Origin of the sequence: Acidovorax sp. CCYZU-2555 (genome assembly GCF_018413525.1) — a bacterium.
In the GTDB taxonomy this organism is placed as follows: domain Bacteria; phylum Pseudomonadota; class Gammaproteobacteria; order Burkholderiales; family Burkholderiaceae_C; genus Comamonas.
Genome location: NZ_JAHCDD010000032.1, coordinates 20,786 through 43,322, shown reverse-complemented (window position 1 = coordinate 43,322; position 22,537 = coordinate 20,786). Strand labels below are relative to the sequence as shown.

The following is a 22,537-nucleotide window of genomic DNA, read 5'->3' as shown; positions in this document are numbered from 1 at the left end:
CCCTTGAGCGCATAAGGCGTTTTTTCGACAGCGTCAATCGGTGTCTGGCAACCACCTGTTTTTTGCCACGCCCGCAAAAAAAATTTCGCCGCAATCGGCAGCCTGGCACTTCGTCGCGAGCCCGCGCGGGCGCTGGCCCTGGCGCTGCGCACTCCCGTCTCAACGCCTCGGACAGCCACCGCTTTCCTGCGCCAGGACAAGGTTTTCCGTGCCGATTCGTAGCCTCTTCGGATGCTCCGCGCTACACTAGCACCCGAACCAAAGACACTACCTGTAGTGGTCGACACCACCCACAAGCACTACATTTAGTGTTAAAAAGTTGTGCACAGCGTGTGCATGGCTTGTGGACAAGCCACCGCGCTGCCGGCCATACGCCACTACAGCGCCATCACTTAAACGCCCAAGAGGAATCCATGCAAGAAGCGTTGAACCCCGTATCCACTGCGTCCGCCGATGCAGCGAACCACTCGGCCACCGAGCAGTACCACGTCATGCGCCGCAGCGGCGACGTCGTGGACTTCACGCCGCAGAAAATCGCCATCGCCGTGACCAAGGCCTTCCTGGCCGTGCGCGGCGCCCAGGGCGCGGCCTCGTCCAGCGTGCGCGAAATGGTGGACGAGCTCACGCAAGGCGTGGTGCGCGCGCTGGTGCGCTCGCGTCCGGGCGGCGGCACCTTCCACATCGAAGACATCCAGGACCAGGTCGAACTCGGCCTGATGCGCGGCGGCCACCATGAAGTCGCGCGCGCCTACGTGCTGTACCGCGAACGCCGCAACCAGGAACGCGCCGAGCAGAAGAAGGCCGGCCAGGCCACGGCCGCTCCCGCGCCCGTCCTGCACGTGACCGACAAGGGCCAGCGCGTGCCGCTCGACCGTGAAGCCCTGCTGGCGCTGATCGAAGCCGCCTGCAAGGGCCTGAACGCCGACATCAAGCCCGATCCCATCGTTCAGGAAACGCTGCGCAACCTGTATGACGGCGTGCCCATCGACGAAGTGTTCAAGGCCGCCATCCTGGCCGCGCGCACGCTGATCGAAAAAGACCCCGACTACACCTACGCCACCGCGCGCCTGCTGCTGCACACGATCGTGCGCGAAGTCATGGGCCGCGATGTCGCGCCCGCCGACATGTCGGCCGCCTATGTCGACTACTTCCCCGGCTTCGTGCAAAACGGCGTCGACAACGAACTGCTCAACCCCGAGCTGCTCAACTACGACCTGCCACGCCTGGCCAAGGCCCTCAAGGCCGAACGCGACCAGCAGTTCGACTACCTGGGCCTGCAGACCCTTTATGACCGCTACTTCCTGCACGTCAAGAAGACGCGCATCGAACTGCCCCAGTCGTTCTTCATGCGCGTGTCCATGGGCCTGGCGCTGGGCGAAGCCGATCGCAATGCGCGCGCCATCGAGTTCTATGAGCTGCTGAGCTCGTTCGACTTCATGAGCAGCACGCCCACGCTGTTCAACAGCGGCACGCTGCGTTCGCAGCTGTCGAGCTGCTACCTGACCACAGTGCCCGACCACCTCGAAGGCATCTACGACGCGATCAAGGAAAACGCACTGCTGTCGAAGTTCGCGGGCGGCCTGGGCAACGACTGGACGCGCGTGCGCGCCCTGGGTTCGCGCATCAAGGGCACGAACGGCGAATCGCAAGGCGTCGTGCCTTTCCTCAAGGTGGTCAACGACACGGCCGTGGCCGTGAACCAGGGCGGCAAGCGCAAGGGCGCGGTCTGCACCTACCTGGAAACCTGGCACCTCGACATCGAAGAGTTCCTGGAACTGCGCAAGAACACCGGCGACGACCGCCGCCGCACGCACGACATGAACACCGCCAACTGGATCCCCGATCTGTTCATGCGCCGCGTGATCGAAAAGGGCACCTGGACGCTGTTCTCGCCCGCCGATGTGCCCGACCTGCATGACCTGTTCGGCACCGATTTCGAGAAGGCCTACACCGCCTACGAAACCAAGGCCGCCAACGGCGAAATCAAGCTGCACAAGACACTGCCCGCCACCGACCTGTGGCGCAAGATGCTGTCGATGCTGTTCGAAACCGGCCACCCCTGGATCACGTTCAAGGACCCTTGCAACATCCGTTCGCCGCAGCAGCATGTGGGCGTGGTGCACTCGTCCAACCTGTGCACCGAGATCACGCTCAACACCAGCGACACCGAAACCGCGGTCTGCAACCTCGGCTCGGTCAATCTGGTGCGCCACATCAAGAACGGCCAACTCGACCACGAAAAGCTGCGCAAGACCATCACCACGGCGATGCGCATGCTCGACAACGTGATCGACATCAACTACTACGCGGTGCAGAAGGCCAAGGATTCGAACCTGCGCCACCGCCCCGTGGGCCTGGGCCTGATGGGCTTCCAGGATGCGCTGTACGAAATGCGCATGCCCTACGCCTCGCTGCAGGCCGTGGAGTTCGCCGACCAGTCGATGGAAGCCATCTGCTACTACGCCTACTGGGCGTCGACCGAGCTGTCCAAGGAACGCGGCGCCTACTCGACCTTCAAGGGCTCGCTGTGGGACCGTGGCATCCTGCCGCTGGACACGCTGGACCTGCTGGAAAAGGCCCGTGGCGGCTACGTCGAAGTCGATCGTTCGATCCGCCTCGACTGGGACGCCCTGCGCAACAAGATCGCGGCCGACGGCATGCGCAACTCCAACTGCGTGGCCATCGCTCCCACGGCAACCATTTCCAACATCGTTGGCGTGGACGCCTCGATCGAGCCTTCGTTCGGCAACCTGTCGGTCAAGTCCAACCTGTCGGGTGAATTCACCATCATCAACAACTACCTGGTGCGCGACCTCAAGCGCCTGGGCCTGTGGGATGACGTGATGGTCATGGACCTGAAGCACTTCGACGGTTCGCTGCGTCCCATCGACCGCGTTCCCCAGGAGATCAAGGACCAGTACGCCACGGCCTTCGAAGTCTCGCCCGAATGGCTGGTCGAAGCCGCGTCGCGTCGCCAGAAGTGGATCGACCAGGCCCAGAGCCTGAACATCTACATGGCCGGCGCCTCGGGCAAGAAGCTCGACGACACCTACAAGCTGGCCTGGCTGCGCGGTCTGAAGACCACCTACTATCTGCGCACCACGAGCGCCACGCAGGTCGAGAAGTCGACCGTGCAAAGCCGCACGCTCAACGCCGTGTCGTCTTCGGCAACCGCGGCTGCGGCCACAGCGGCCGTGACGGTGGCTTCGGCTGCCGCTGCCGCGGTGCCCAGCGCGCTCGAAAAGGCCGCCGCTGCGGCCCTGGCCAGCACGCCCGCAACGGACATCAAGTTCTGTGCGATCGACGACCCAGGCTGCGAGGCTTGCCAATAAGCGCTCATCGCTTATAGAGCCCTTGAACGCCTGCGGGCGTTGACCCCACCCGGCCACGGCCGGTGGGGTGGCGCAAAGCGCGGCACCAGGCCGCGCTCGCTTTCTGCAAAAATAAGACGAACGCCGGCCCACGGAATCCGCAGGCTCGCTCCACGGACATCCGCGCGCAATGCCGGCCACGCTGCCCACAATCGCAGCCTCTTTCAGGAATACACCATGCTGACTTTCGACGACGACACCTCCTCCAACGCCCCGGCCGACGAAGCACAGGCCGCCGCGCCCGCCACCTTCAAGCGCGTGAATGCCGCCGACAAGCGCATCATCAACGCCAAGACCGACGTCAACCAGCTGGTGCCGTTCAAGTACAAGTGGGCCTGGGAAAAGTACCTCGCCACCTGCGCCAACCACTGGATGCCGCAGGAAGTGAACATGACGCGCGACATCGCGTTGTGGAAAGACCCGAACGGCCTGACCGAAGACGAGCGCCGCATCGTCAAGCGCAATCTGGGCTTCTTCGTCACGGCCGACTCGCTGGCCGCGAACAACATCGTGCTGGGCACCTACCGCCACATCACGGCGCCCGAATGCCGCCAGTTCCTGCTGCGCCAGGCCTTCGAGGAAGCGATCCACACCCACGCCTACCAGTACATCGTCGAGTCGCTGGGCCTGGAAGAAGGCGAGATCTTCAACGCCTATAACGAAGTCAAGTCGATCCGCGACAAGGACGAGTTCCTGATCCCGTACATCGAGGCGATCATGGACCCCAACTTCCACACCGGCACGCCCGAAACCGACCAGACGCTGCTCAAGTCGCTGATCGTTTTCGCCTGCCTGATGGAAGGTCTGTTCTTCTACGTCGGCTTCACGCAGATCCTCGCGCTGGGCCGCCAGAACAAGATGACCGGCGCCGCCGAGCAGTACCAGTACATCCTGCGCGACGAGTCCATGCACTGCAACTTCGGCATCGACCTGATCAACCAGCTCAAGCTTGAAAATCCCCACCTCTGGACCAACGAGTTCAAGGAAGAAATCAAGGCGCTGTTCACCAAGGCCGTCGAACTCGAATACGCCTATGCCGAAGACACCATGCCGCGCGGCGTGCTGGGCATGAACGCGTCGATGTTCAAGGGCTACCTGCGCTACATCGCCAACCGCCGGGCCACGCAAATCGGCCTGGAAGAACTGTTCCCCGGCGAAGAAAATCCGTTCCCTTGGATGAGCGAGATGATCGATTTGAAGAAGGAACGTAACTTCTTTGAGACACGAGTGATCGAGTATCAGACCGGCGGCGCACTTTCCTGGGATTAATCGCTCTCCAGCAGGCACAATGGCACACATATACCGTCCCGAACAAATCACTTTGAGTCAAGGTGCTGCGCGGGGCGATTCCGTGTTCATTGCGATGCGTCACTCCACATCGCTATGGATCGCTTCCTGCCCATGTGCAGTCGAAGTGTTTTGTGCAAATCGACCAAGGAGAAGATGATGGCAACTGCGAAAAAAACGGCCGACAAAAAGGCCTCGACTGCTACCCAGGCAGAGTCCGTGAAAAAAGCGGCAGCACCCGCCACGAAAGTGGCGGCCAAGGCCACGACCGTGACCAAGGCCGCGGCACCCAAGAAAGCTGCTGCGCCCAAGGCCGCAGCCAAGCCGGCAGCAACGGCGAAGAAAGCTGTTGCGGCCAAGCCCGTAGCAGCGCCTAAGACCGCTGCCGCCAAGCCGGCCGCAACCTCTACCAAAGCCGCGGTGACCAAGCCGTCCACGGCTTCGGCCAAGGCTGCTGCTCCCGCGAAGAAGGCTGCTGCGCCCAAGGCTGCTGCACCTGCCAAGAAGGCCGCTGCACCCAAGGCCGCTGCACCGGCAAAGGCCGCCTCTGTGAAGGCTGCTGCACCGGCAAAGGCCGCCGCGCCCGCAAAGAAGGCTGCTGCTCCGGCAAAGGCCGCCTCTGCCAAGGCTGCCGCGCCCGCGAAGAAGGCTGCTGCTCCGGCAAAGGCCGCCGCGCCCGCCAAGAAGGCTGCTGCTCCCGCCAAGGCTGCCGCGCCCGCCAAGAAGGCTGCTGCTCCGGCAAAGGCTGCCGCACCAGCGAAGAAGGCTGCTGCTCCTGCCAAGGCTGCCGCACCCGCGAAGAAGGCTGCTGCTCCTGCCAAGGCCGCTGCACCTGCCAAGAAGGCTGCTGCTCCGGCAAAGGCCGCCTCTGTGAAGGCTGCCGCTCCCGCCAAGAAGGCTGCTGCGCCAGCCAAGGCCGCCGCTCCCGCCAAGAAGGCTGCTGCACCTGCAAAGGCCGCCGCACCTGCCAAGGCTGCTGCGCCCGCGAAGAAGGCTGCTGCTCCCGCAAAGGCTGCCGCTCCCGCCAAGGCTGCTGCACCTGCCAAGGCTGCTGCACCTGCCAAGAAGGCTGCTGCAAAGAAGCCCGCCAAGGCCGCGGCAGCCCCCGCTGCCGTCGCCGCCGCGCCAGTGGCACAGACCGCACTGAACCCACAAGCCGCATGGCCCTTCCCCACAGGCACCAAGCCCTGAGGTGTGATGCTCACCACCAAAGCCCGAAGCCGCAAGGTTTCGGGCTTTTTTCATGGGGCCGGAATCAGGTGCTCTTGCGCGGCACGGCCAGGGCGCTGAAATGCCGCGCCACCATGTCCTTGAGCAGCTGTTCGACAAAGCGCGTGAGCCGCGTGGCCGGCTTGGCACGCGGCACGGCCAGCACGAAGTTGTTGCGCATGGCCGGCGCCACGACATGCGCGACATGCAGGGGATGCGGGTAATTCCAGCCTATCGTGCCGCTCAGCGGCAGCAGGGTATCGCCCACGCCGCGCGCCACCAGCGACAGCACGGTCTGCACCGAATCCACTTCAGCCACGAGGCGCAGCGACAGCCCGCGCGGCGCGGTATGGGCTTCGAGCAGCGAACGCAGCGCATTCGGTGAGCGCGCCACCACCAGCTCGCGCTGCACCAGCTGGGACAGACGTATCTTGGCCGGCAGCGGCTGGGTGCTGATGAACACCATGGGCTCGCGCAGCAGGGTTTCGGTCATCAGCTGGGGCGACGGCGGCGGATCGAACATCAGCGCCAGATCCACGCGCCCGGCCAGCAGCCATTCGCGCAGGCGAAAGCTCAGGTTCTCCTCGATGGACAACGTCGCATCGGGAAACTCCTGGCGAAACGCCAGCACCAGATCGGCCGCGATCACATGCGCCACGCGCGGCGGCAAGCCGATGCTGATGCGCCCGCGCGGGCTGCGCAAGCGCTCGGCCATGTCGGACTGGGCATGCGCGGCCAGCGCGAAGATGCCGTTCGCATGCTCGAGCAGCGCCGCGCCCGATTCGGTGAGCTGGGCGCCGCGCCCGGTACGCTCGAACAGGCGCTGGCACAGCTCGGTTTCCAGCAGCAGCACCTGGCGGCTCAAGGCCGGCTGCGACAGGTGCAAGGCCGCGGCCGCGCGGCTGAAACTGCCCGCCTGGGCCACGGCCGAAAAGTAGCGAAGACGCGTCAGATCCATCGAGGGTTCACCAATTGGTAGCGGGCAATCGCATAAGTATTGCTGATAACTGATATCCAATACATTTCTACCAAAATGCCATGCCTGCGACCCACAATGGCAGCAGCCCATGACCATGAATTCCACCTTTACATCGGCCCCGCGCCTTTCGCCCCGGACCACCGCCTCGGGCGCTCGCCCGTTGCCGCCAGGCGCTTGCGACAGCCATGTGCATGTGTATGAGCCGCGGCATGCATCGCACATGCACCCGCTTGCGGGCCAGGATCACAACCAGCTGTTTGCATTGCACCGGAACTGGGGCATGGACCGCTGCGTGGTGGTGCAGTCCACGGCCTACGGCTTTGACAACCACTGGGTGGCGCAGGCCCTGCAGGCCGCGGACGGACAGTATGTCGGCGTGGCGCTGGCCCCCGCCGATGCGCCCGATGCGCAACTGGCGCAGCTGGCGGATGCGCGCTTTCGCGCCGTGCGCTTCAACTTCATGCACCATCTGCCGCCAGCCGCGAGTCTGGAAGACGCCATTGCCATGACGCCGCGCCTGGCCCATGCGGGCCTGCATCTGCAGCTGCACTGCGAAAGCGATCTGCTGGCGCAGCTGGCCGCGCCACTGGCGCGCAGCGCCGTGCCGGTGGTGATAGACCACATGGGGCGCGTCGACGCGCGACTGGGTGCGGGGCACCCGCATTTCCAGGCTCTGCGCGCACTGTTGCGCCAGCCCCATGTCTTCGTGAAGCTCAGCGGCATCGACCGCATCGATCCAACACCGCCATATGCCGCAGGCATTGCGCTGGCGCGCCAGCTGCTCGCCGAGTTTTCCGGGCAATGCCTGTGGGGCACCGACTGGCCCCATCCCAACCACAGCCACACGCCCGACGACGCGCAGCTGATCCGCAGCCTGGACGAGATTGCGCCGAGTGCCGCAGCCTTGCAGGACCTGCTGGTCGACACGCCCGCCCGTCTTTATCAGTTCCCGCCCCTTCCAGAGCTTCTTACGCGATGACCTTCGACACCTCCACTCCCATGAACCCGCAGGGCCGCCTCGCGGGCAAGACTGTCTTCATCACCGGCGCCGGCTCGGTCGGCCCGGGCTGGGGCAACGGCCGCGCGATGGCGCTGCGCTTTGCGCAGGAGGGCGCCAACGTCTATGGCGTCGACCGCGACGCCGAACGCCTGGTCGAGACCCGCGCCATGATCGAACAGATCGGCGGCAGCTTCGTCGCCGGCACCTGCGATGTCACCAGCAGCGCCTCGATCGAGCAGGCGATCAGCGCCTGCCACGAACGTTTCGGCCGGCTCGATGTACTGGTCAACAACGTAGGCGGCTCGGCCAAGGGCGGGCCCGTCGAAATGAGCGAGGAAGTCTGGGACGCCCAGGTCGACCACAACCTCAAGAGCGTGTTCCTGACCTGCAAACATGCGCTGCCCCTGATGCTGGCCCAGGGCAGCGGCAACATCATCAACATCGCCTCGACTTCGGGCATACGCTGGACGGGCTCGGCGCAGATCGCCTATGCCGCGACCAAGGCCGGCGTGATCCAGCTGTCGCGCGTGCTGGCCGTGCAATACGCCAAGCAGTCGATACGCGTGAACACCGTGGTGCCCGGCCAGCTGCATACGCCGATGGTGGAAATCCGCCTGGCCGGCCAGCGCGCGGGCGGCGATGTGCAGGCACTGCTTGAGCAGCGCCAGTCGCGCATTCCCCTGCCCTTCATGGGCGACGGCCGCGATACCGCGAATGCCGCGCTGTACCTGGCCAGCGATGAATCCCGGTTCGTGACCGGCACCGAAATCATCGTCGACGGCGGCATGTCCGTGCGCTGCGACTGAACCGCCACCCGCTTTGACGCCCGCGAACGGGCCCGCCGCAAAACGGGTCTGGGGGAATTCGCACGTCCGAAAAGCCGACCCCACCCCTTTCTTCATGCTCATACAACAAATCAAGGAGACACCATGAGCCATTCCCTTCCATCCCTGAACCGCCGCAGCCTGCTGGGCGCGGGCCTGGCCTGCGCCCTGCCCGCGACCATTGTTCACGCCCAGAACCCGAACTGGCCTTCCAAGGGCCGCACCGTCAAGTTCATCGTGCCGTTCGTGCCCGGCGGCACCTCCGACATCGTCGGTCGAACGGTGGCGCATGAACTGACGCGCATTTTCGGCACCACGGTGATGGTCGAGAACAAGGCCGGCGGCGGCGGCGTGCCGGCCATGCTCGACGTCGCGCGCTCGCCAGCCGATGGCTATACGCTGATCCAGGCCCATGTCGGCTCCATGGCCGTGAACCCGTTCATCTACAGCAACCCGGGCTACGACGTGAACAAGGACTTCGTGCCGGTGACGCTGTTCGTCAAGGTGCCCAGCCTGTTCGTGACTCACCCCAGCGTGCCCGCCAAGAGCCTCAAGGAACTGATCGAATACAGCAAGCAGAACCCGACGATGCTGAACTACGCTTCGGCCGGCAATGCGAGCGCCGGCCATCTCGCCATTGAATACCTCAAGCTGACCACGGGCCTCAAGGCCACGCACATTCCCTACCGCGGCACCGGCCCGGCGCTCAACGACCTTCTGGCCGGGCGCATTCACCTGTTCTCGGCCGGCACGCCAGCGCTGGCCAAGCACATCAAGAAAGGTTCGCTGCGCGGTATCGCGACCGGCACCAAGCAGCGCCTGCCCTCGCTGCCCGACATGCCCACCGTGGCCGAATCGGGCTACCCGGGCTTCGAGTCGGTACAGTGGTACGGCATGCTCGCACCCGCGGGCACGCCGCCCGAAGTCGTACAGCGCCTGCAGGAAGCCTGCGTGACCGCCCTCAAGTCGCCCGACGTGGTGGCGCGCTTCAAGGAGGAAGATGCCGTGGCCGGCGGCGAAACGCCCGCGCAGTTCGCGGCCTTCATCCAGGCCGAACAGAACCGCTGGAAAGACATCGTGGCCAAGGCCGGCATCCGCGCCGACTGATAGCCAACCGACCGCGCCGTGTGGCGCGCCCGTTCACCCGCGCCGGCAGGCCGCGGGCAGCCACATGGTTTTCCCTTTCGCCTGCCGCAGATCGTTGCTTCATGAGACTCTCCCCCATTCTTCCCGGCACGCGCCCCGAACTCGCTGCGCAAGAAGCGCAGATCATTGCCGAGCGCGGCCGCATCTCACCGCTGTACCAGGTGCTGCTCAACAGCCCGGCCATGGCCCATGGCTGGGAGCAGATGCTGTCGGCCGTGCGCAACCGCAACAGCCTGGACGCGGGACTGCGCGAGCTGGTGATCCTGCGTGTCGCCGTGCTCAACAACGCTCCCTACGAGTTCGAGGCCCATGTGCCGCATGCCGAGCGCGCCGGCCAGAGCGCCGCAGCCATCGAAGCCCTACGCAGCGAAACGCTGGCGACAGACGCCCCATGGACCGCGGCCGAACGCATGGCCCTGCAGCTTACCGATGCGATGACGCGCAGCATCGTCGTCTCCGACGCACTGTTCGCCCAGGTGCGCACGCATTTCGATGCCCGCGCCCAGGTCGATCTGGTGGCGACCATTGGTGCCTACAACATGGTTTCCCGATTTCTCTGCGCGTTCGAGATCGGGCATTGAGAAATCTCCACGTCTGCCGCCGTAACGCCGCACCTGCCACGCCCCCATAGGCACAAACGTCTGCCGCCGAAGCGGCAAAATTCACAGCACGATAGTTGGAATCTTTCAATGATTGATGATAAATAGCTATTTACTATACAATCAGCTTTTCATTCAAGGATCCAAAACTTATGCCAACCACAGCAGAAATAGAGCAGGATTTATCGGCAGTTCAGACTCTGATCCCTAAGCTGGAGCACGGCGTGCAATACATGGCGTTTTTACGTAAACAGCCAGATTTGATGTACACGCTGAACCACCTGCGTGAGTATTTTCCCTATCTGTTGCAGCTTATGCGGCAAGCGCAGCAGGAGCATGGCCTCTCGGCGCTGAGCGCCCTGGATTATGTGCAGCACACCTGGCTGCCCTATCAACTGGACCACCTGTCGAAGCGCCAGCAAGAGCTGGAGAGCCAGCTGAGGCAGGTTGCAACCGAGCAGGAACAGCAACTATCGGATCAGGCTCAGCAACCAGAAGCCGGAACCGAAAATCCGCCAACCGCGAAAAGCGGCCCCCTTGAAACAACCAGCAGCGAGCAAGTCAATCCCGCTGAATGCCGACCCTCTGACGGCGATGGCGATGCCCGCGAACAACAGGACAATGCGCAGCACCCCACGGAATCAGCCAAAGCAGCGATCGGTGCCGATCTGGATCAGCCGGCAGAGGTGGTGCTGAACACACTCACCACGCCCGACGAATACCGTCCTGAAGAGGAACAGGAAAATGAAGATTTGAATGCTGTCAGCCAGGGCGACGACAACCGCAACGACGACAGCAATGCCGAGGACAGCAACGGGGCAGAGACGCAGGAATTCATTCCAGCGATCGTTGGCGCGCACTCTCCATCACCTGACCATTTGTCGTAATTACCGCCAGCGAAGCGGCGCATGCGTCTTGCACGGCCTCAGCCCGGCTTGTGCCAGATACGGTGCCATAGCTCGACCAGGGCTTCGCGCACCGGAAAATCCAGGGCTTGCTGCTCGGCACCGGCCTGGCCCGCGGCAATCTCTGCCAGACTGCCCAGCCGGAAGCGAAAACTGTAGCGGCCTTCGCTTCCCATGCGCAGATCGCTGAGATAAAGCGCATCGCCCTGCTGCTCGAGCTTGACGAAGCCATCGGCAAATCGCGCCAGTTGCGCGATCGCTGGCGCCTGCGGTAGGTGCTGCGCCTGCAGATCCGTGCCGCGATCGTGGCGCGTCCATGTCATCTCGCGGTCTGTATCGAACACCGAGTAATAGCCTTCCCAGTAGTGCGTGTCGTCCAGCGCGACGACACGCCACAGCAGCGTGTTGAGCGGCGTGGGTGTGACCAACAGCTGCTGCGCCGCAATACGCTGCGCCGCCAGGCAGGCCTGGGCGATGCCAATGACATGCTGCTGCGCCAGCACGCCCCAGGCCAGATAAAGGCTGCTGAGCGCCAGGCCGATCTGGTTCGCGCGCAGACCCGCAAACGACTTGCGGCACAGCGCGATGCCGACGCCGATCAGTAGCGGCAACGTATAGAGCGGATCGATCACAAACACGCTGCCCAGCCCATAGGCCTCGGTGCTGAACGGCCGCAGCAACTGGGTGCCGTAGATCGTGAACCAGTCCAGGATCGGATGGGTGACCAGTACCAGCGCCATCGCCAGCCACCAGCGGCGCCAATGCGCGCCTTCGCCGTGCAGCCGCGCTATGCCCCAGCCCAGCAGCGGCGCGAGCAGGAACAGATAGAGCAATGAATGGCTGTTGCCGCGGTGGTTGACCATGTTGGCCAGCGCATTGCCGTGGTCGATGAGCACATCGAGATCGGGCAAGGTGCCGGCCACGGCGCCCCACAATGCGGCTTTCCAGACGGCCGTGCGGCGCCCGAGGGTGGCAATCGCCAGCGCCGAACCCAGCGCGATCTGTGAAACGGAATCCATGGTCGTCCAGGTTCAAAAGGCCTATTGCGCCATGGACGCATGACGCGCCCATGACCGCACGCGTGGCTTATTCCACCGCGAAATCGAGCAGGTAGTTTTGCGGGCCCTTGCTCGCGATCTTCAGCGCGCCCACGCGGTTGCCCAGCTCGGCGCAGCGCACCAGCGACCAGCCTTTTTCGAGGCCGAACAGCAGCGCGCCGCGCCAGGCGTCGCCGCAGCCCGTGGGATCGACGACCTGCTTGGGCACGACCGGCGCGACCAGCGTCTTCTCGCCCTGCTCCCAGACTTCGCAGCCGTCGGCGCCCAGCGTCACGACCAGGCCCTTCACCTGCTGCGACAACGTCGCCAGGTCCATTCCCGTGCGGTCGCAAAGCACCTTGGCTTCGTAGTCGTTGACGGCGATCCAGTCGGCCTGTTCGATGAAGACCTTGAGTTCGTCGCCGTTGAACATCGGCAGGCCCTGGCCCGGATCGAAGACGAAAGGAATGCCCGCTTCCTTGAACTGGCGTGCATGCTGGATCATGGCGTCACGGCCGTCGGGCGCGACGATGCCCACGGCGGCGCGCGTCTCGGCCGTGATCTGCAGCAGGTGGGCATGCGACATCGCGCCGGGGTGGAAGGCCGTGATCTGGTTGTTGTCCTTGTCGGTCATGATCATGGCCTGGGCCGTGTAGATCTCGCCGCTCTCGCCCACATGGCGCGTCGAGATGCCCTGCTCGCGCATGTGCTCCAGGTAGCTCGCGCCGTCGCTGCCGAGCATCGCCATCGGCAGCGGCTCGCCGCCCAGCAGCTTCAGGCTGTAGGCGATGTTGCCCGCGCAGCCGCCGAAGTCGCGGCGCAGCGTGGGCACCAGGAACGACACATTGAGAATATGCAGCTGATCGGGCAGGATCTGGTCCGCGAAACGACCCTCGAAGGTCATGATGGTGTCAAACGCGAGGGATCCACAAATGAGGGCGGCCATGGTCGGTGAGTTTTCCAAAGATCAGGGATAAAAGACAAGAGCACGATAACCCGCGATGCGCGTGGGCGTGGCGGCTACGGCCAGCGGAATGCGCACACTCCATTCGGACTGCGCGCCCAGCGTCGCCGGTGCCTGCAGGTCGGCGGGCAGCAGCACACGGCGCAGCACCGGTTGGTCCTGCAGATCGGTCAGCGTGAGTTCCACGGCAGGCATGGCGAGTTCGGTGCCGGCCTGGTTTTCTATGGTCAGGCTCAGCAGGTAATTGTCGGCCTGCGCGCTGCGCGTGAAGGCCGAGCTGGCGATCACCACCTGGCTGATGTCCTGGCGCGCCGACAGCGTGCAGCCGGTCAGCGTGCACAGGCCTTGCAGTGCGGGACGCAGCGACGGCTGCCAGGCGGCCAGCGCATTGCGCTCCTGCTGCGCGATTTGCAGCGCCAGACCGAACAGCAGCACGGTACTGCCCAACACCAGCGCCAGCCGCACGCCCGGGGCATGCCAGAACGCCTTGCGCCGCGCGGCGCGCACGAAGCCGGGCTCGGCCTCGGGCAGTTGCGGCAGCGCGAACGGATCGGCGGCAGCGGTCTCGGCGGCGTCGGGCTCACGCTCAGACTGCGGTTCGGGTTCCAGTTCGGAATCCGGCGGCAGTTCGGGCTCGGATGCGGGCTGCGCGCCGATCTCCCGCGCGCCGATCTCCCGCGCGGCGAAATCTTGCGCCGCGGAATCGAAGTCCGGATCGGAGCGTTTTTCGGGCGCGCTCTCGCGGACCGGGGGAATTTCGGGTTCGGGTTCGGGTTCGGGTTCGGGTTCAGGCTCGGGCTCGGCAGTCAGCTCCGGCCAGGACTGGGGCTCGGACGCGGCGCGCATGGGCGCAGCGTCCAGCGGCAGGTCGTCGTCGTCTTCGACCGCGGTGGGCAGCGCATAGCCCGCAGCCGCGTCAGACGGTGCGACCGGCGCCGCCGCGACGGGCGCCGCAGCGACGGGCGCCGCAGCAGCCATGCCCGGCGACTCCAGCGTCAGCGTGGCATCGAAGACCTGCTCGCACTGGCCGCAGCGCACCCAGCCCTCTGAGATGCGCAACTGGTCGGCCACCACCTTGAACTTCGTTCCACAAGAAGGGCAGCGCGTGGTCTGGCTCATCGGCAGTTCCTGTCAAAAGTGGGGCGACCGGGGCGCAAGGCTCAGCGCGAAGCGGTCATCAGGATCCAGCCGTCCTGGGCATCCGCGACTTCGAGCTTGACCCAGGGCGCATAGGCTTCCTTGAGTTCGTCGGCCTGGCGCTCCAGGATACCGGCGAGCACCAGATTGCCGCCAGCGGCCACATGCGCGCACAGCAGCGGCGCGAGCACCTTCAGCGGCGAGGCCAGGATATTGGCCAGCACCGTGCCGTATTCGCCGCGTGCCTGGTCGGGCAGGCCGGCGGACAGTTGCACTTCATTGGCCTGGGCATTGAGCAGCGTAGAATCGACGGCTGCGGTATCGATGTCCACCGCGTCGATGTCGACCGCGCCGAACTTGGCCGCGCCGATGGCGAGAATGCCCGAGCCGCAGCCGTAGTCGAGCACGCGGCCCAGCGAGCCCGCGGGCTGGCGCGCGATCCAGCGCAGGCACATGCGGGTCGTGGGATGGGTGCCGGTGCCGAACGCCAGACCCGGGTCGAGGCGGATGCTGACCTTGGCCTGGGCGGGCATGTCGTGCCAGGTCGGCACGATCCAGAACTCGGGCGTGATGTCCACGGGCGTGAACTGCGACTGCGTCAGGCGCACCCAGTCCTGCTCGGGCACGTTGTTGACGCCCAATATCGTGCAGCCTTCGAAGAAGTCCTGCAGGCTCAGCAGCTGGCGCGCTTCCTGCGCGAGTTCCTCGGTGGGAAACAGCGCGACCACGCGGCTGCGCTGCCAGCCATCCTTGGGCGGCGGCATGCCGGGTTCGCCGAACAGGGCTTGCTCGGCCTCGGTCTGCGCATCGGCGTCTTCGACCGACACGCTCAGTGCGTCCAGCGCATCCAGCGCATCGCTGATGGTTTCCACCCGGTCTTCCGGGCACAACAGGCTCAGTTCAAACATGACGCCGTTCCTTGTAAAAATGAAAATGCCGGCCTCCGTCGCCAGAGGCCAGCATGTGCGGTCACAGCCCTGCGGCCTGACTCATCGCTTGGGATTGCGCAGCTGCAGCCACTCTTCCAGGTAATGGATGTTGGTGCCGCCTTCCATGAACTTGGCATCGACCATCAGATCCTTGTGCAGGGGAATGTTGGTGTTGATGCCTTCGACCACGGTTTCCAGCAGCGCCGTGCGCATGCGGGCCAGGGCCTGCTCGCGGGTGTCGCCGTGGACGATCAGCTTGCCGATCATCGAGTCGTAGTTCGGGGGCACGAAGTAGTTCGTGTAGATGTGCGAGTCGACGCGCACGCCCGGGCCGCCCGGCGCATGCCAGGTGGTGATGCGGCCGGGAGACGGCGTGAACTTGTACGCGTCTTCGGCGTTGATGCGGCACTCGATCGCATGGCCGCGCAGCTCGATCTGGCGCTGCGTGAACGGCAGCTTCTCGTCGGCCGCGACCATGATCTGCGTCTTCACGATGTCAACGCCCGAAATCATTTCGGTCACGGGGTGCTCGACCTGAACGCGGGTGTTCATTTCAATGAAATAGAACTCGCCGTTTTCGAACAGGAACTCGAACGTGCCCGCACCGCGGTAGCCGATCTTCTTGCAGGCCGCGACACAGCGCTCGCCAATGCGTTCGATCAGGCGACGTGGAATGCCGGGCGCGGGCGCCTCTTCGATCACCTTCTGGTGGCGGCGCTGCATGGAACAGTCGCGCTCGCCCAGATAGACGGCGTTCTTGAACTTGTCGGCCAGCACCTGGATTTCGATATGGCGCGGGTTCTGCAGGTACTTTTCCATGTACACCGCAGGATTGCCGAACGCCGCTGCGGCTTCGGCCTTGGTCATCTGCACGGCATTGACCAGCGCGGCTTCGGTATGCACCACGCGCATGCCGCGGCCACCGCCGCCGCCTGCGGCCTTGATGATCACGGGATAGCCCACGGCCTTGGCGATGCGGCGGATCTGCACCGGATCATCGGGCAGTTCGCCATCGGAGCCGGGCACGCAAGGCACGCCGGCCTTGATCATTGCCTGCTTGGCCGAAACCTTGTCGCCCATGATGCGGATCGATTCGGGCGAAGGGCCGATGAACTGGAAGCCGCTTTTCTCGACGCGCTCGGCGAAGTCAGCGTTTTCGCTGAGGAAACCGTAGCCGGGGTGGATCGCTTCGGCGTCGGTCACTTCGGCCGCGGAAATGATGGCCGGCATGCTGAGATAGCTCAGCGGAGAAGGCGCGGGGCCTATGCAGACGGCTTCGTCGGCGAGCTTGACGTACTTGGCGTCGCGGTCGGCTTCGGAGTACACCATCACGGCCTTGACACCCAGCTCGCGGCAGGCGCGCTGGATGCGCAGGGCGATTTCGCCCCGGTTGGCCACCAAAATTTTCTTAAACATGGAAGTCCTCGCAGCGCAGTGCCTGCGTATGGGCGCACGCCACAGTCATGGGCACAGCCGGGCGACAGGCGCGGCTGCTACTTTTTGCTTTACGCAGCATCACAGACTCGTCGATCACTCGATCACGAACAGGGGTTGTCCGTATTCCACCGCCTGGCCGTTTTCGCCCAGGATGCGGGTGATCTTGCCCGACTTGTCGGCTTCGATCTCGTTGAGGATCTTCATCGCTTCGATGATGCAGATGGTCTCGCCTTCCTTGACTTCGGAACCCAGCTCGACGAAGGGCTTGGCACCCGGGCTCGACGAGCGGTAGAACGTACCCACCATAGGCGACTTCACGACATGACCAGTCTCTGCAGCCACGGGAGCAGGCAGCTCGGCCGTGGGTGCGGCAGCCGGGGCAGGCGCCACGGGTGCGGCCACGGGCGCGGCGACATACTGCTGGAGTACCTTGCCTTCGCTCTTGACGATACGCACTTTGCCTTCGGCCTCGGTGATTTCCAACTCTGACACGTTGGATTCAGAGACCAGATCGATCAGGGTCTTGAGTTTTCGCAAATCCATGGGAGCTCCAGCGACTAAAACTTAATAAGGGCGCGAATTTACTCCAATTTCGCCCTACTTCGCGTTTCGAGGCACATTTTTCATCAACATCGCAAGGGAGATTAGGGAAAAAAGGCAGATCCCAAGCTAGCTTTGGGCCCATTGCGCAAGATCCTGCGCGCTCAATTCGCCTATTTTACGTTGCCGCAGTTTACCGTCCGCGCCCAGAAACACCGTGAACGGAAGGCCTCCGTTCAGATTGCCCAGCTCGCGTGTGAGCTGACTGCCCTCGGCGGCCATGCCGACCGGAAAAGCCAGCGGCTGGCGCTGCAGAAACTTCTGCACCGGCGCGGGCTTGTCGACCGCCAAGCCTACCACCTGAATGCCATGTGCGGACTTGCGGCCCGCAAATTCGCTCAGCAGCGGCAGTTCGCGCACGCAAGGCGGGCACCAGGTGGCCCAGAAATTGACGATCAACGGCTGGCCGCGCCAGGCGGCCATGGGCAGGGGCGCGCCATCGGGCGTGGTGAACTGCTGCTGCCAAAGCACTTCTTCGACGCCGGGCTCGGCCGCACCCGGCGTCAGCCGCCACCAGGCAAAGCCCGCGCCCGCCACCGCGGCCACACCGGCCACGCCCGCGCCCAGCCACAGCCGGCGCGAGGAAGAGGCTGCGGCGCCCGGGGCGTCGGCAGCCGGGGAGGAATCAGGAGACTGGTTGTTTCGATTCGTCATGGGTTCCATTATCTTCACGCAGCAACTTGCGCACTGCCGCCGTATCGCCGCGCGGACTGCGGCCGTGCGAATCGGGGCGCAGCGCGCCGCGCAGATCATCGAGATCGTAGACCAGCAGGTGTACGCCGACGACCACATTGAGCTCGCGGCACATCACGCCCATGCTCAGCGCCTCGACGTCCTCGCCATGAAAACCCGTGACCGTGCTCGGGTCGTAATCGACATGGTGGTTGATCAGCGCGATTTCGGCCGACTTGCAGTCATCGCAGAACAGCTGCAGATAGACATCGGACAGCCTGGTGGCCGTGCCGCGCCAGACCGCGCCGCCCAGATGGGGGCGGAACTCCGCCATGCGCTCCATCCACTCGAGCGCGAGCCGGCGCAGCGCGCGCAGCTCGACGGGCTGGGTGTCGGCGCAAAACAGCGCGATGTATTCACGCACCGCATCCTCGACGCGGTCGTTGTCGGGCAAGGCGGTGCGCACCGGCAGGCCCAGCTCACGCAGCGCACGCCGCTTGGCCGCGCCCCAGTCAAGGCCGTCTTCGACTACCAGGCGCGCGGCGGTGTGGGCGATTTCATCCATGAGTGAGTCTTGTTGCATACAGCCCCCCGAAAAACGCCAAACCGACAAACACCTGCAGCGCATGACTGCAGGCCCCTGGCTACAGAATACCGGGATGCCATCGCCCCGGCATGTCAGCGGTGATTGCCTATGCCGCCGCCGGGCCCTAGAGCCATTAAATGCCCGGCAGCGGATTTTTTGCAAGCCCTTGTGACCAGCGCCCGGCCAACGCGCGCCGCGCCCCGCGCCAAACGTAGAATCCCGTGCCATGCACATACATATATTGGGGATCTGCGGCACCTTCATGGGCGGACTCGCCGCACTCGCGCGCGAAGCGGGCCACCGCGTCACCGGCTGCGATGCCGGCGTCTACCCCCCGATGAGCGACCAGCTGCGCGCCTTGGGCATAGAGCTGATCGAAGGCTATGACGCCGACCAGATCAGCCTCAGGCCCGATATGTTCGTCATCGGCAACGTCGTGAGCCGCGCGCGCCTGCCCGACGGGCGCGCGAAGTACCCGCTGATGGAAGCCATCCTCGACGCCGGCGTGCCCTATACCAGCGGCCCGCAATGGCTCAGCGAGCATGTGCTGCGCGGGCGCCATGTGCTGGCCGTGGCCGGCACGCACGGCAAGACCACGACCACCTCTATGCTGGCCTGGATCCTCGAATGCGCCGGCCTGCAACCCGGCTTTCTGGTCGGTGGCGTGCCGCTGGACTTCGGCGTCTCCGCGCGGCTGGGCGCCGCCAGGCGCCCGACCTCGGGCCCAGGGCCCGCGGGCGCCGAACCGCTGTTCGTGATCGAAGCCGACGAATACGACACCGCGTTCTTCGACAAGCGCAGCAAGTTCGTCCATTACCGCCCACGCACCGCGATCCTGAACAATCTTGAGTTCGACCACGCCGACATCTTCGATGATCTCGCCGCCATCGAACGTCAATTCCACCATCTGGTGCGCACCGTGCCGTCATCGGGCCGCATCGTCAGCAACGCGCTGGAAGAAAGCCTCACGCGCGTGCTGCACCAGGGCTGCTGGAGCGACGTCTGCGACTTCGGCTCGGCCGTGAGCGACTTCAGCGCCCAGGGCGAGCCCCATGCGTTCGACGTGCTGCAGCGCGGCAAGAACGTCGCGCGGCTCGAATGGTCGCTGAACGGCGTGCACAACCAGCTCAACGCGCTGGCCGCGATCGCCGCGGCCCAGCATGTGGGCGTGACGCCGGCCCAGGCCTGCGCGGCACTGGCGCGTTTTCAGAACGTCAAGCGCCGCATGGAGCTGCGCGGCACGGTGCGCGGCATTGCGGTCTTCGACGATTTCGCCCACCACCCCACGGCCATACGCACCACGCTCGACGGCCTGCGCCGCACGACTTCCGCCGACCAACGCATCCTCGCGGTGTTCGAGCCGCGCAGCAACACCATGAAGCTCGGCGCGATGAAAGCGCTGCTGCCCTGGTCGCTCGAAAGCGCCGACCTGGTGTTCTGCCACACGGCCGGCCTCGACTGGGACGCGGCCGCCGCGCTCGCCCCGCTGGGCGTGGGCCCGGGCAAGCGCGCCCAGACCGCGGCCGACATCGACACGCTGGTCGCCCAGGTGGTGGCCGCGGCGCGGCCCGGCGATCAGGTGGTGTGCATGAGCAATGGGGGGTTTGGCGGGATTCACGCCAAGTTACTAGCGCAATTGAATGGCGCACAGTTCTGATGTCAGACGCGCGATTCGGACTTCTGCGCTCTTTTTGAGGGCAGGCCGTTCACCCTTCGACAAGCTCAGGGCGAACGGAAAACCCGTTCGTGGTGAGCTTACCTGCGCGGCCCGGTCGAACCATGAACGGCCTGCCCTCGCGCCAAAAAACATCCTGGCGCCCCATCGCGACCCCGCCATGCGCGACGTCAATACCCCACCGTCATCGCCGGAATATCTACCCGCACCACGGGCCGCGCCGTGACGCCCGTTGCCGCGCGGCCATAGGCGCGCAGCCATTCGGGGTCGGACAGTCGCGAAGCGCCCGCGGCATGCGCCACCGTGAGCAGCTTGTCAGCCAGCAGCACCTTGCCGCTGGGGCGCAGGGGTTCGCAATCGAAGGCGATGAATTGTTCGTCCAGCCACTTGCGCGCGGCTTCGTGGTCCAGCGGCTCTACGCCACGCAGGTCTACATGGAATTCCTGTTCGGGAGCCAGGGTCACGGTCACTTCGCTGTGCATGAAAAGCCTTTCTGCGGGAGCGCACGATGCGCCCAGGCAAGCAGCTTAAACACAATCGCCACGCGGGCGCCAGCGGGACTGCGAGCAGTTTCCGCCCAGGCTGGCTAAAATCGCCCTCCCCGTTCTTACCACAGGTCTACCGATGTCTCTTACTGCCCAGCACGCCGAAATACAGGAGCAGCTCCAGGCGCTGCAAGCGGAAATGAGCGCCCTCGATCTGTGGTCGGCGCTGCCGCCCAGCGCCGAGGCGCTGGCGTCGACCATGCCGTTCATGTACGACACGCTCGAATTCCACCAGTGGCTGCAATGGGTGCTGGTGCCGCGGCTCAACGCCTTGATCGACGCGCGCGGCCAGCTGCCCGGCAATTGCCACACCCATGCACTGGGCGAGCATGAGTTCGCGCGGCTCGCGCCGCGCGACTGCAGCCGCCTGCTGGCGGTGCTGCAGCGGCTGGACCACGCGCTCAACACGGGCGCGACCAGCCAGCACTGAGCGGCCAGGCCGGCAGCAAGCCGGCCTTCAACCTCAAGCCAGCGCGGGAGCCGCGGCTTCGGCCGGCGTTTCCTGGCGCACGCGGCGCGCCTGCACGGCCTGCGACAGCACGGCCAGCGTCGCCAGCGAATCGTCCCAGTCGATGCAGGCATCGGTGATGCTCTGGCCGTACTTGAGCGCGGCGACATCGTCCTTGCCCGGCGTGAACTTCTGCGCGCCGCCTTGCAGGTGGCTTTCGATCATCAGGCCGAACACCGAGTCCGAACCACCGGCGACCTGGCCCGCGATGTCGCGCGCCACGTCCTTCTGGCGCTCGTGCTGCTTGGAGCTGTTGGCATGGCTGCAATCGACCATCAGCGTGTCGGGCAGGCCCGCGGCGCGCAGGTCGGCGCAGGCCGAGGCCACGCTTTCGGCGTCATAGTTGGGGGTCTTGCCGCCGCGCAGGATCACGTGGCAGTCTTGATTGCCCGTGGTGTTGACGATGGCGACCTGGCCGTTCTTGTGCACCGACAGGAAGTGGTGGCCGCGGCCGGCCGACTGGATGGCGTCGGTGGCGATGCGGATGTTGCCGTCGGTGCCGTTCTTGAAGCCGATGGGCGCCGAGATGCCCGAGGCCAGCTCGCGGTGCACCTGGCTTTCGGTGGTGCGCGCGCCAATGGCGCCCCAGCTGATCAGGTCGGCGATGTACTGGGGCGAGATCACGTCGAGGAACTCGCTGGCCGCGGGCACGCCCAGGCGGTTGATGTCGATCAGCAGCTGGCGTGCGATGCGCAGGCCTTCGTCGATGCGGTAGCTCTGGTCGAGGTAGGGGTCGTTGATCAGGCCCTTCCAGCCCACGGTCGTGCGCGGCTTCTCGAAGTACACGCGCATCACGATCTCCAGCGTGTCCTTGTACTGCTCGCGCACCACGGCCAGGCGGCGCGCGTATTCCAGCGCCGCGGCCGGATCATGGATCGAGCAGGGGCCGATGATGATCAGCAGCCGGTCGTCTTCGCGCGCCATGATGCGGTGGATCGTGTGGCGCGTATTGCCGATCAGCGCCTCCACGGGCGTCCCGCAGATGGGGAAGAAACGGATGAGATGCTCTGGAGGGGGTAACACAGTGATGTCCTTGATACGTTCGTCGTCAGTCTGGCCGGTCTTGTGGACAGAGCTGCGATACCAGGAATCGCTGGCGGATGCGGTAGGAGCGGTCATCGTTTGCT

Annotated in this window: 21 protein-coding genes; 10 read left to right on the top strand and 11 right to left on the bottom strand. The window is 65.0% G+C overall.

Features of this window, described 5'->3' with window-relative positions; genetic code table 11:
* Nucleotides 1–413: 413 nt before the first annotated feature.
* The 3 genes from KHY18_RS12970 (at nt 414) to KHY18_RS27095 (ending at nt 5,849) form a co-directional block, all read left to right on the top strand.
* Complete coding sequence (locus KHY18_RS12970; RefSeq protein ID WP_213300330.1) at nt 414–3,332, top strand: ribonucleoside-diphosphate reductase subunit alpha; 2,919 nt, start codon at nt 414–416, stop codon at nt 3,330–3,332.
* Nucleotides 3,333–3,548: 216 nt separating this feature from the next.
* A complete protein-coding gene (locus KHY18_RS12965; RefSeq protein ID WP_213300328.1) occupies nt 3,549–4,640 on the top strand; it encodes a ribonucleotide-diphosphate reductase subunit beta in 1,092 nt (363 codons plus the stop codon).
* Nucleotides 4,641–5,207: 567 nt separating this feature from the next.
* Nucleotides 5,208–5,849, top strand: a complete 642-nt coding sequence (locus KHY18_RS27095) for a histone (protein ID WP_502768847.1) — start codon at nt 5,208–5,210, stop codon at nt 5,847–5,849.
* 64 nt (nt 5,850–5,913) lie between these two features.
* Here the strand turns inward: KHY18_RS27095 and KHY18_RS12955 are convergent, their stop codons facing one another.
* The gene (locus KHY18_RS12955; protein WP_213300322.1) at nt 5,914–6,825 is read right to left on the bottom strand and encodes a LysR family transcriptional regulator; all 912 of its coding nucleotides are present in this window, start codon (nt 6,823–6,825) and stop codon (nt 5,914–5,916) included.
* A 241-nt stretch (nt 6,826–7,066) separates the two neighbouring features.
* Between KHY18_RS12955 and KHY18_RS12950 the strand changes: the two genes are divergently transcribed.
* The 5 genes from KHY18_RS12950 (at nt 7,067) to KHY18_RS12930 (ending at nt 11,302) form a co-directional block, all read left to right on the top strand.
* Complete coding sequence (locus KHY18_RS12950) at nt 7,067–7,825, top strand: amidohydrolase family protein (protein ID WP_249729103.1); 759 nt, start codon at nt 7,067–7,069, stop codon at nt 7,823–7,825.
* Entirely contained in the window at nt 7,822–8,652 is an 831-nt protein-coding gene (locus KHY18_RS12945) for an SDR family NAD(P)-dependent oxidoreductase (protein ID WP_213300317.1), read from the top strand. The genes KHY18_RS12950 and KHY18_RS12945 overlap by 4 nt, the downstream gene beginning before the upstream one ends.
* A 123-nt stretch (nt 8,653–8,775) precedes the next feature.
* A complete protein-coding gene (locus KHY18_RS12940) occupies nt 8,776–9,777 on the top strand; it encodes a Bug family tripartite tricarboxylate transporter substrate binding protein (protein ID WP_213300315.1) in 1,002 nt (333 codons plus the stop codon).
* 101 nt (nt 9,778–9,878) lie between these two features.
* Nucleotides 9,879–10,397: a carboxymuconolactone decarboxylase family protein gene (locus KHY18_RS12935; protein WP_213300313.1), complete on the top strand. Its 519-nt coding sequence runs from the start codon at nt 9,879–9,881 to the stop codon at nt 10,395–10,397.
* Nucleotides 10,398–10,567: 170 nt separating this feature from the next.
* Nucleotides 10,568–11,302: a hypothetical protein gene (locus KHY18_RS12930; RefSeq protein ID WP_213300311.1), complete on the top strand. Its 735-nt coding sequence runs from the start codon at nt 10,568–10,570 to the stop codon at nt 11,300–11,302.
* Nucleotides 11,303–11,340: 38 nt separating this feature from the next.
* Here KHY18_RS12930 and KHY18_RS12925 read toward each other — a convergent pair whose 3' ends face one another.
* The 8 genes from KHY18_RS12925 to KHY18_RS12890 all read right to left on the bottom strand — a co-directional run bounded on the left by KHY18_RS12925 (nt 11,341) and on the right by KHY18_RS12890 (nt 18,661).
* A complete protein-coding gene (locus tag KHY18_RS12925) occupies nt 11,341–12,339 on the bottom strand; it encodes a metal-dependent hydrolase (RefSeq protein ID WP_213300309.1) in 999 nt (332 codons plus the stop codon).
* Nucleotides 12,340–12,406: 67 nt separating this feature from the next.
* The gene (locus KHY18_RS12920; RefSeq protein WP_213300307.1) at nt 12,407–13,303 is read right to left on the bottom strand and encodes a carbohydrate kinase family protein; all 897 of its coding nucleotides are present in this window, start codon (nt 13,301–13,303) and stop codon (nt 12,407–12,409) included.
* A 21-nt stretch (nt 13,304–13,324) separates the two neighbouring features.
* A complete protein-coding gene (locus KHY18_RS12915; protein ID WP_213300304.1) occupies nt 13,325–14,440 on the bottom strand; it encodes a DUF3426 domain-containing protein in 1,116 nt (371 codons plus the stop codon).
* 41 nt (nt 14,441–14,481) lie between these two features.
* Nucleotides 14,482–15,366: a 50S ribosomal protein L11 methyltransferase gene (prmA, locus tag KHY18_RS12910; RefSeq protein WP_213300301.1), complete on the bottom strand. Its 885-nt coding sequence runs from the start codon at nt 15,364–15,366 to the stop codon at nt 14,482–14,484.
* 81 nt (nt 15,367–15,447) lie between these two features.
* The gene (accC, locus tag KHY18_RS12905) at nt 15,448–16,803 is read right to left on the bottom strand and encodes an acetyl-CoA carboxylase biotin carboxylase subunit (protein WP_213300298.1); all 1,356 of its coding nucleotides are present in this window, start codon (nt 16,801–16,803) and stop codon (nt 15,448–15,450) included.
* 114 nt (nt 16,804–16,917) lie between these two features.
* Entirely contained in the window at nt 16,918–17,367 is a 450-nt protein-coding gene (accB, locus tag KHY18_RS12900) for an acetyl-CoA carboxylase biotin carboxyl carrier protein (protein WP_213300295.1), read from the bottom strand.
* A 126-nt stretch (nt 17,368–17,493) separates the two neighbouring features.
* A complete protein-coding gene (locus KHY18_RS12895; protein WP_213300292.1) occupies nt 17,494–18,078 on the bottom strand; it encodes a TlpA family protein disulfide reductase in 585 nt (194 codons plus the stop codon).
* Complete coding sequence (locus tag KHY18_RS12890; RefSeq protein WP_502768833.1) at nt 18,050–18,661, bottom strand: hypothetical protein; 612 nt, start codon at nt 18,659–18,661, stop codon at nt 18,050–18,052. Before KHY18_RS12890 ends, KHY18_RS12895 begins: the two co-directional genes overlap by 29 nt.
* A 247-nt stretch (nt 18,662–18,908) precedes the next feature.
* Here KHY18_RS12890 and mpl point away from each other — a divergent pair, with 247 nt between their 5' ends.
* On the top strand, nt 18,909–20,339 hold the full coding sequence (mpl, locus tag KHY18_RS12885) for a UDP-N-acetylmuramate:L-alanyl-gamma-D-glutamyl-meso-diaminopimelate ligase (protein ID WP_213300286.1): 1,431 nt from the start codon (nt 18,909–18,911) through the stop codon (nt 20,337–20,339).
* A 188-nt stretch (nt 20,340–20,527) separates the two neighbouring features.
* Here mpl and KHY18_RS12880 read toward each other — a convergent pair whose 3' ends face one another.
* Complete coding sequence (locus tag KHY18_RS12880) at nt 20,528–20,839, bottom strand: hypothetical protein (protein ID WP_213300283.1); 312 nt, start codon at nt 20,837–20,839, stop codon at nt 20,528–20,530.
* Between the two features lie 142 nt (nt 20,840–20,981).
* Here KHY18_RS12880 and KHY18_RS12875 point away from each other — a divergent pair, with 142 nt between their 5' ends.
* Nucleotides 20,982–21,332 (top strand): YqcC family protein, encoded by a 351-nt coding sequence (locus KHY18_RS12875; RefSeq protein WP_213300281.1) that lies wholly within the window; start codon nt 20,982–20,984, stop codon nt 21,330–21,332.
* 33 nt (nt 21,333–21,365) lie between these two features.
* Here the strand turns inward: KHY18_RS12875 and KHY18_RS12870 are convergent, their stop codons facing one another.
* Entirely contained in the window at nt 21,366–22,529 is a 1,164-nt protein-coding gene (locus tag KHY18_RS12870) for a 3-deoxy-7-phosphoheptulonate synthase (protein ID WP_213300279.1), read from the bottom strand.
* Nucleotides 22,530–22,537: the final 8 nt, after the last annotated feature.

Coding starts and splice junctions, on each gene's coding strand:
- KHY18_RS12970 (WP_213300330.1), top strand. CDS start 414: ATGCAAGAAGCGTTGAACCCCGTATCCACTGCGTCCGCCGATGCAGCG.
- KHY18_RS12965 (WP_213300328.1), top strand. CDS start 3,549: ATGCTGACTTTCGACGACGACACCTCCTCCAACGCCCCGGCCGACGAA.
- KHY18_RS12955 (WP_213300322.1), bottom strand. CDS start 6,825: ATGGATCTGACGCGTCTTCGCTACTTTTCGGCCGTGGCCCAGGCGGGC.
- KHY18_RS12950 (WP_249729103.1), top strand. CDS start 7,067: ATGCACCCGCTTGCGGGCCAGGATCACAACCAGCTGTTTGCATTGCAC.
- KHY18_RS12945 (WP_213300317.1), top strand. CDS start 7,822: ATGACCTTCGACACCTCCACTCCCATGAACCCGCAGGGCCGCCTCGCG.
- KHY18_RS12940 (WP_213300315.1), top strand. CDS start 8,776: ATGAGCCATTCCCTTCCATCCCTGAACCGCCGCAGCCTGCTGGGCGCG.
- KHY18_RS12935 (WP_213300313.1), top strand. CDS start 9,879: ATGAGACTCTCCCCCATTCTTCCCGGCACGCGCCCCGAACTCGCTGCG.
- KHY18_RS12930 (WP_213300311.1), top strand. CDS start 10,568: ATGCCAACCACAGCAGAAATAGAGCAGGATTTATCGGCAGTTCAGACT.
- KHY18_RS12925 (WP_213300309.1), bottom strand. CDS start 12,339: ATGGATTCCGTTTCACAGATCGCGCTGGGTTCGGCGCTGGCGATTGCC.
- KHY18_RS12920 (WP_213300307.1), bottom strand. CDS start 13,303: ATGGCCGCCCTCATTTGTGGATCCCTCGCGTTTGACACCATCATGACC.
- KHY18_RS12915 (WP_213300304.1), bottom strand. CDS start 14,440: ATGAGCCAGACCACGCGCTGCCCTTCTTGTGGAACGAAGTTCAAGGTG.
- prmA (WP_213300301.1), bottom strand. CDS start 15,366: ATGTTTGAACTGAGCCTGTTGTGCCCGGAAGACCGGGTGGAAACCATC.
- accC (WP_213300298.1), bottom strand. CDS start 16,803: ATGTTTAAGAAAATTTTGGTGGCCAACCGGGGCGAAATCGCCCTGCGC.
- accB (WP_213300295.1), bottom strand. CDS start 17,367: ATGGATTTGCGAAAACTCAAGACCCTGATCGATCTGGTCTCTGAATCC.
- KHY18_RS12895 (WP_213300292.1), bottom strand. CDS start 18,078: ATGACGAATCGAAACAACCAGTCTCCTGATTCCTCCCCGGCTGCCGAC.
- KHY18_RS12890 (WP_502768833.1), bottom strand. CDS start 18,661: ATGGATGAAATCGCCCACACCGCCGCGCGCCTGGTAGTCGAAGACGGC.
- mpl (WP_213300286.1), top strand. CDS start 18,909: ATGCACATACATATATTGGGGATCTGCGGCACCTTCATGGGCGGACTC.
- KHY18_RS12880 (WP_213300283.1), bottom strand. CDS start 20,839: ATGCACAGCGAAGTGACCGTGACCCTGGCTCCCGAACAGGAATTCCAT.
- KHY18_RS12875 (WP_213300281.1), top strand. CDS start 20,982: ATGTCTCTTACTGCCCAGCACGCCGAAATACAGGAGCAGCTCCAGGCG.
- KHY18_RS12870 (WP_213300279.1), bottom strand. CDS start 22,529: ATGACCGCTCCTACCGCATCCGCCAGCGATTCCTGGTATCGCAGCTCT.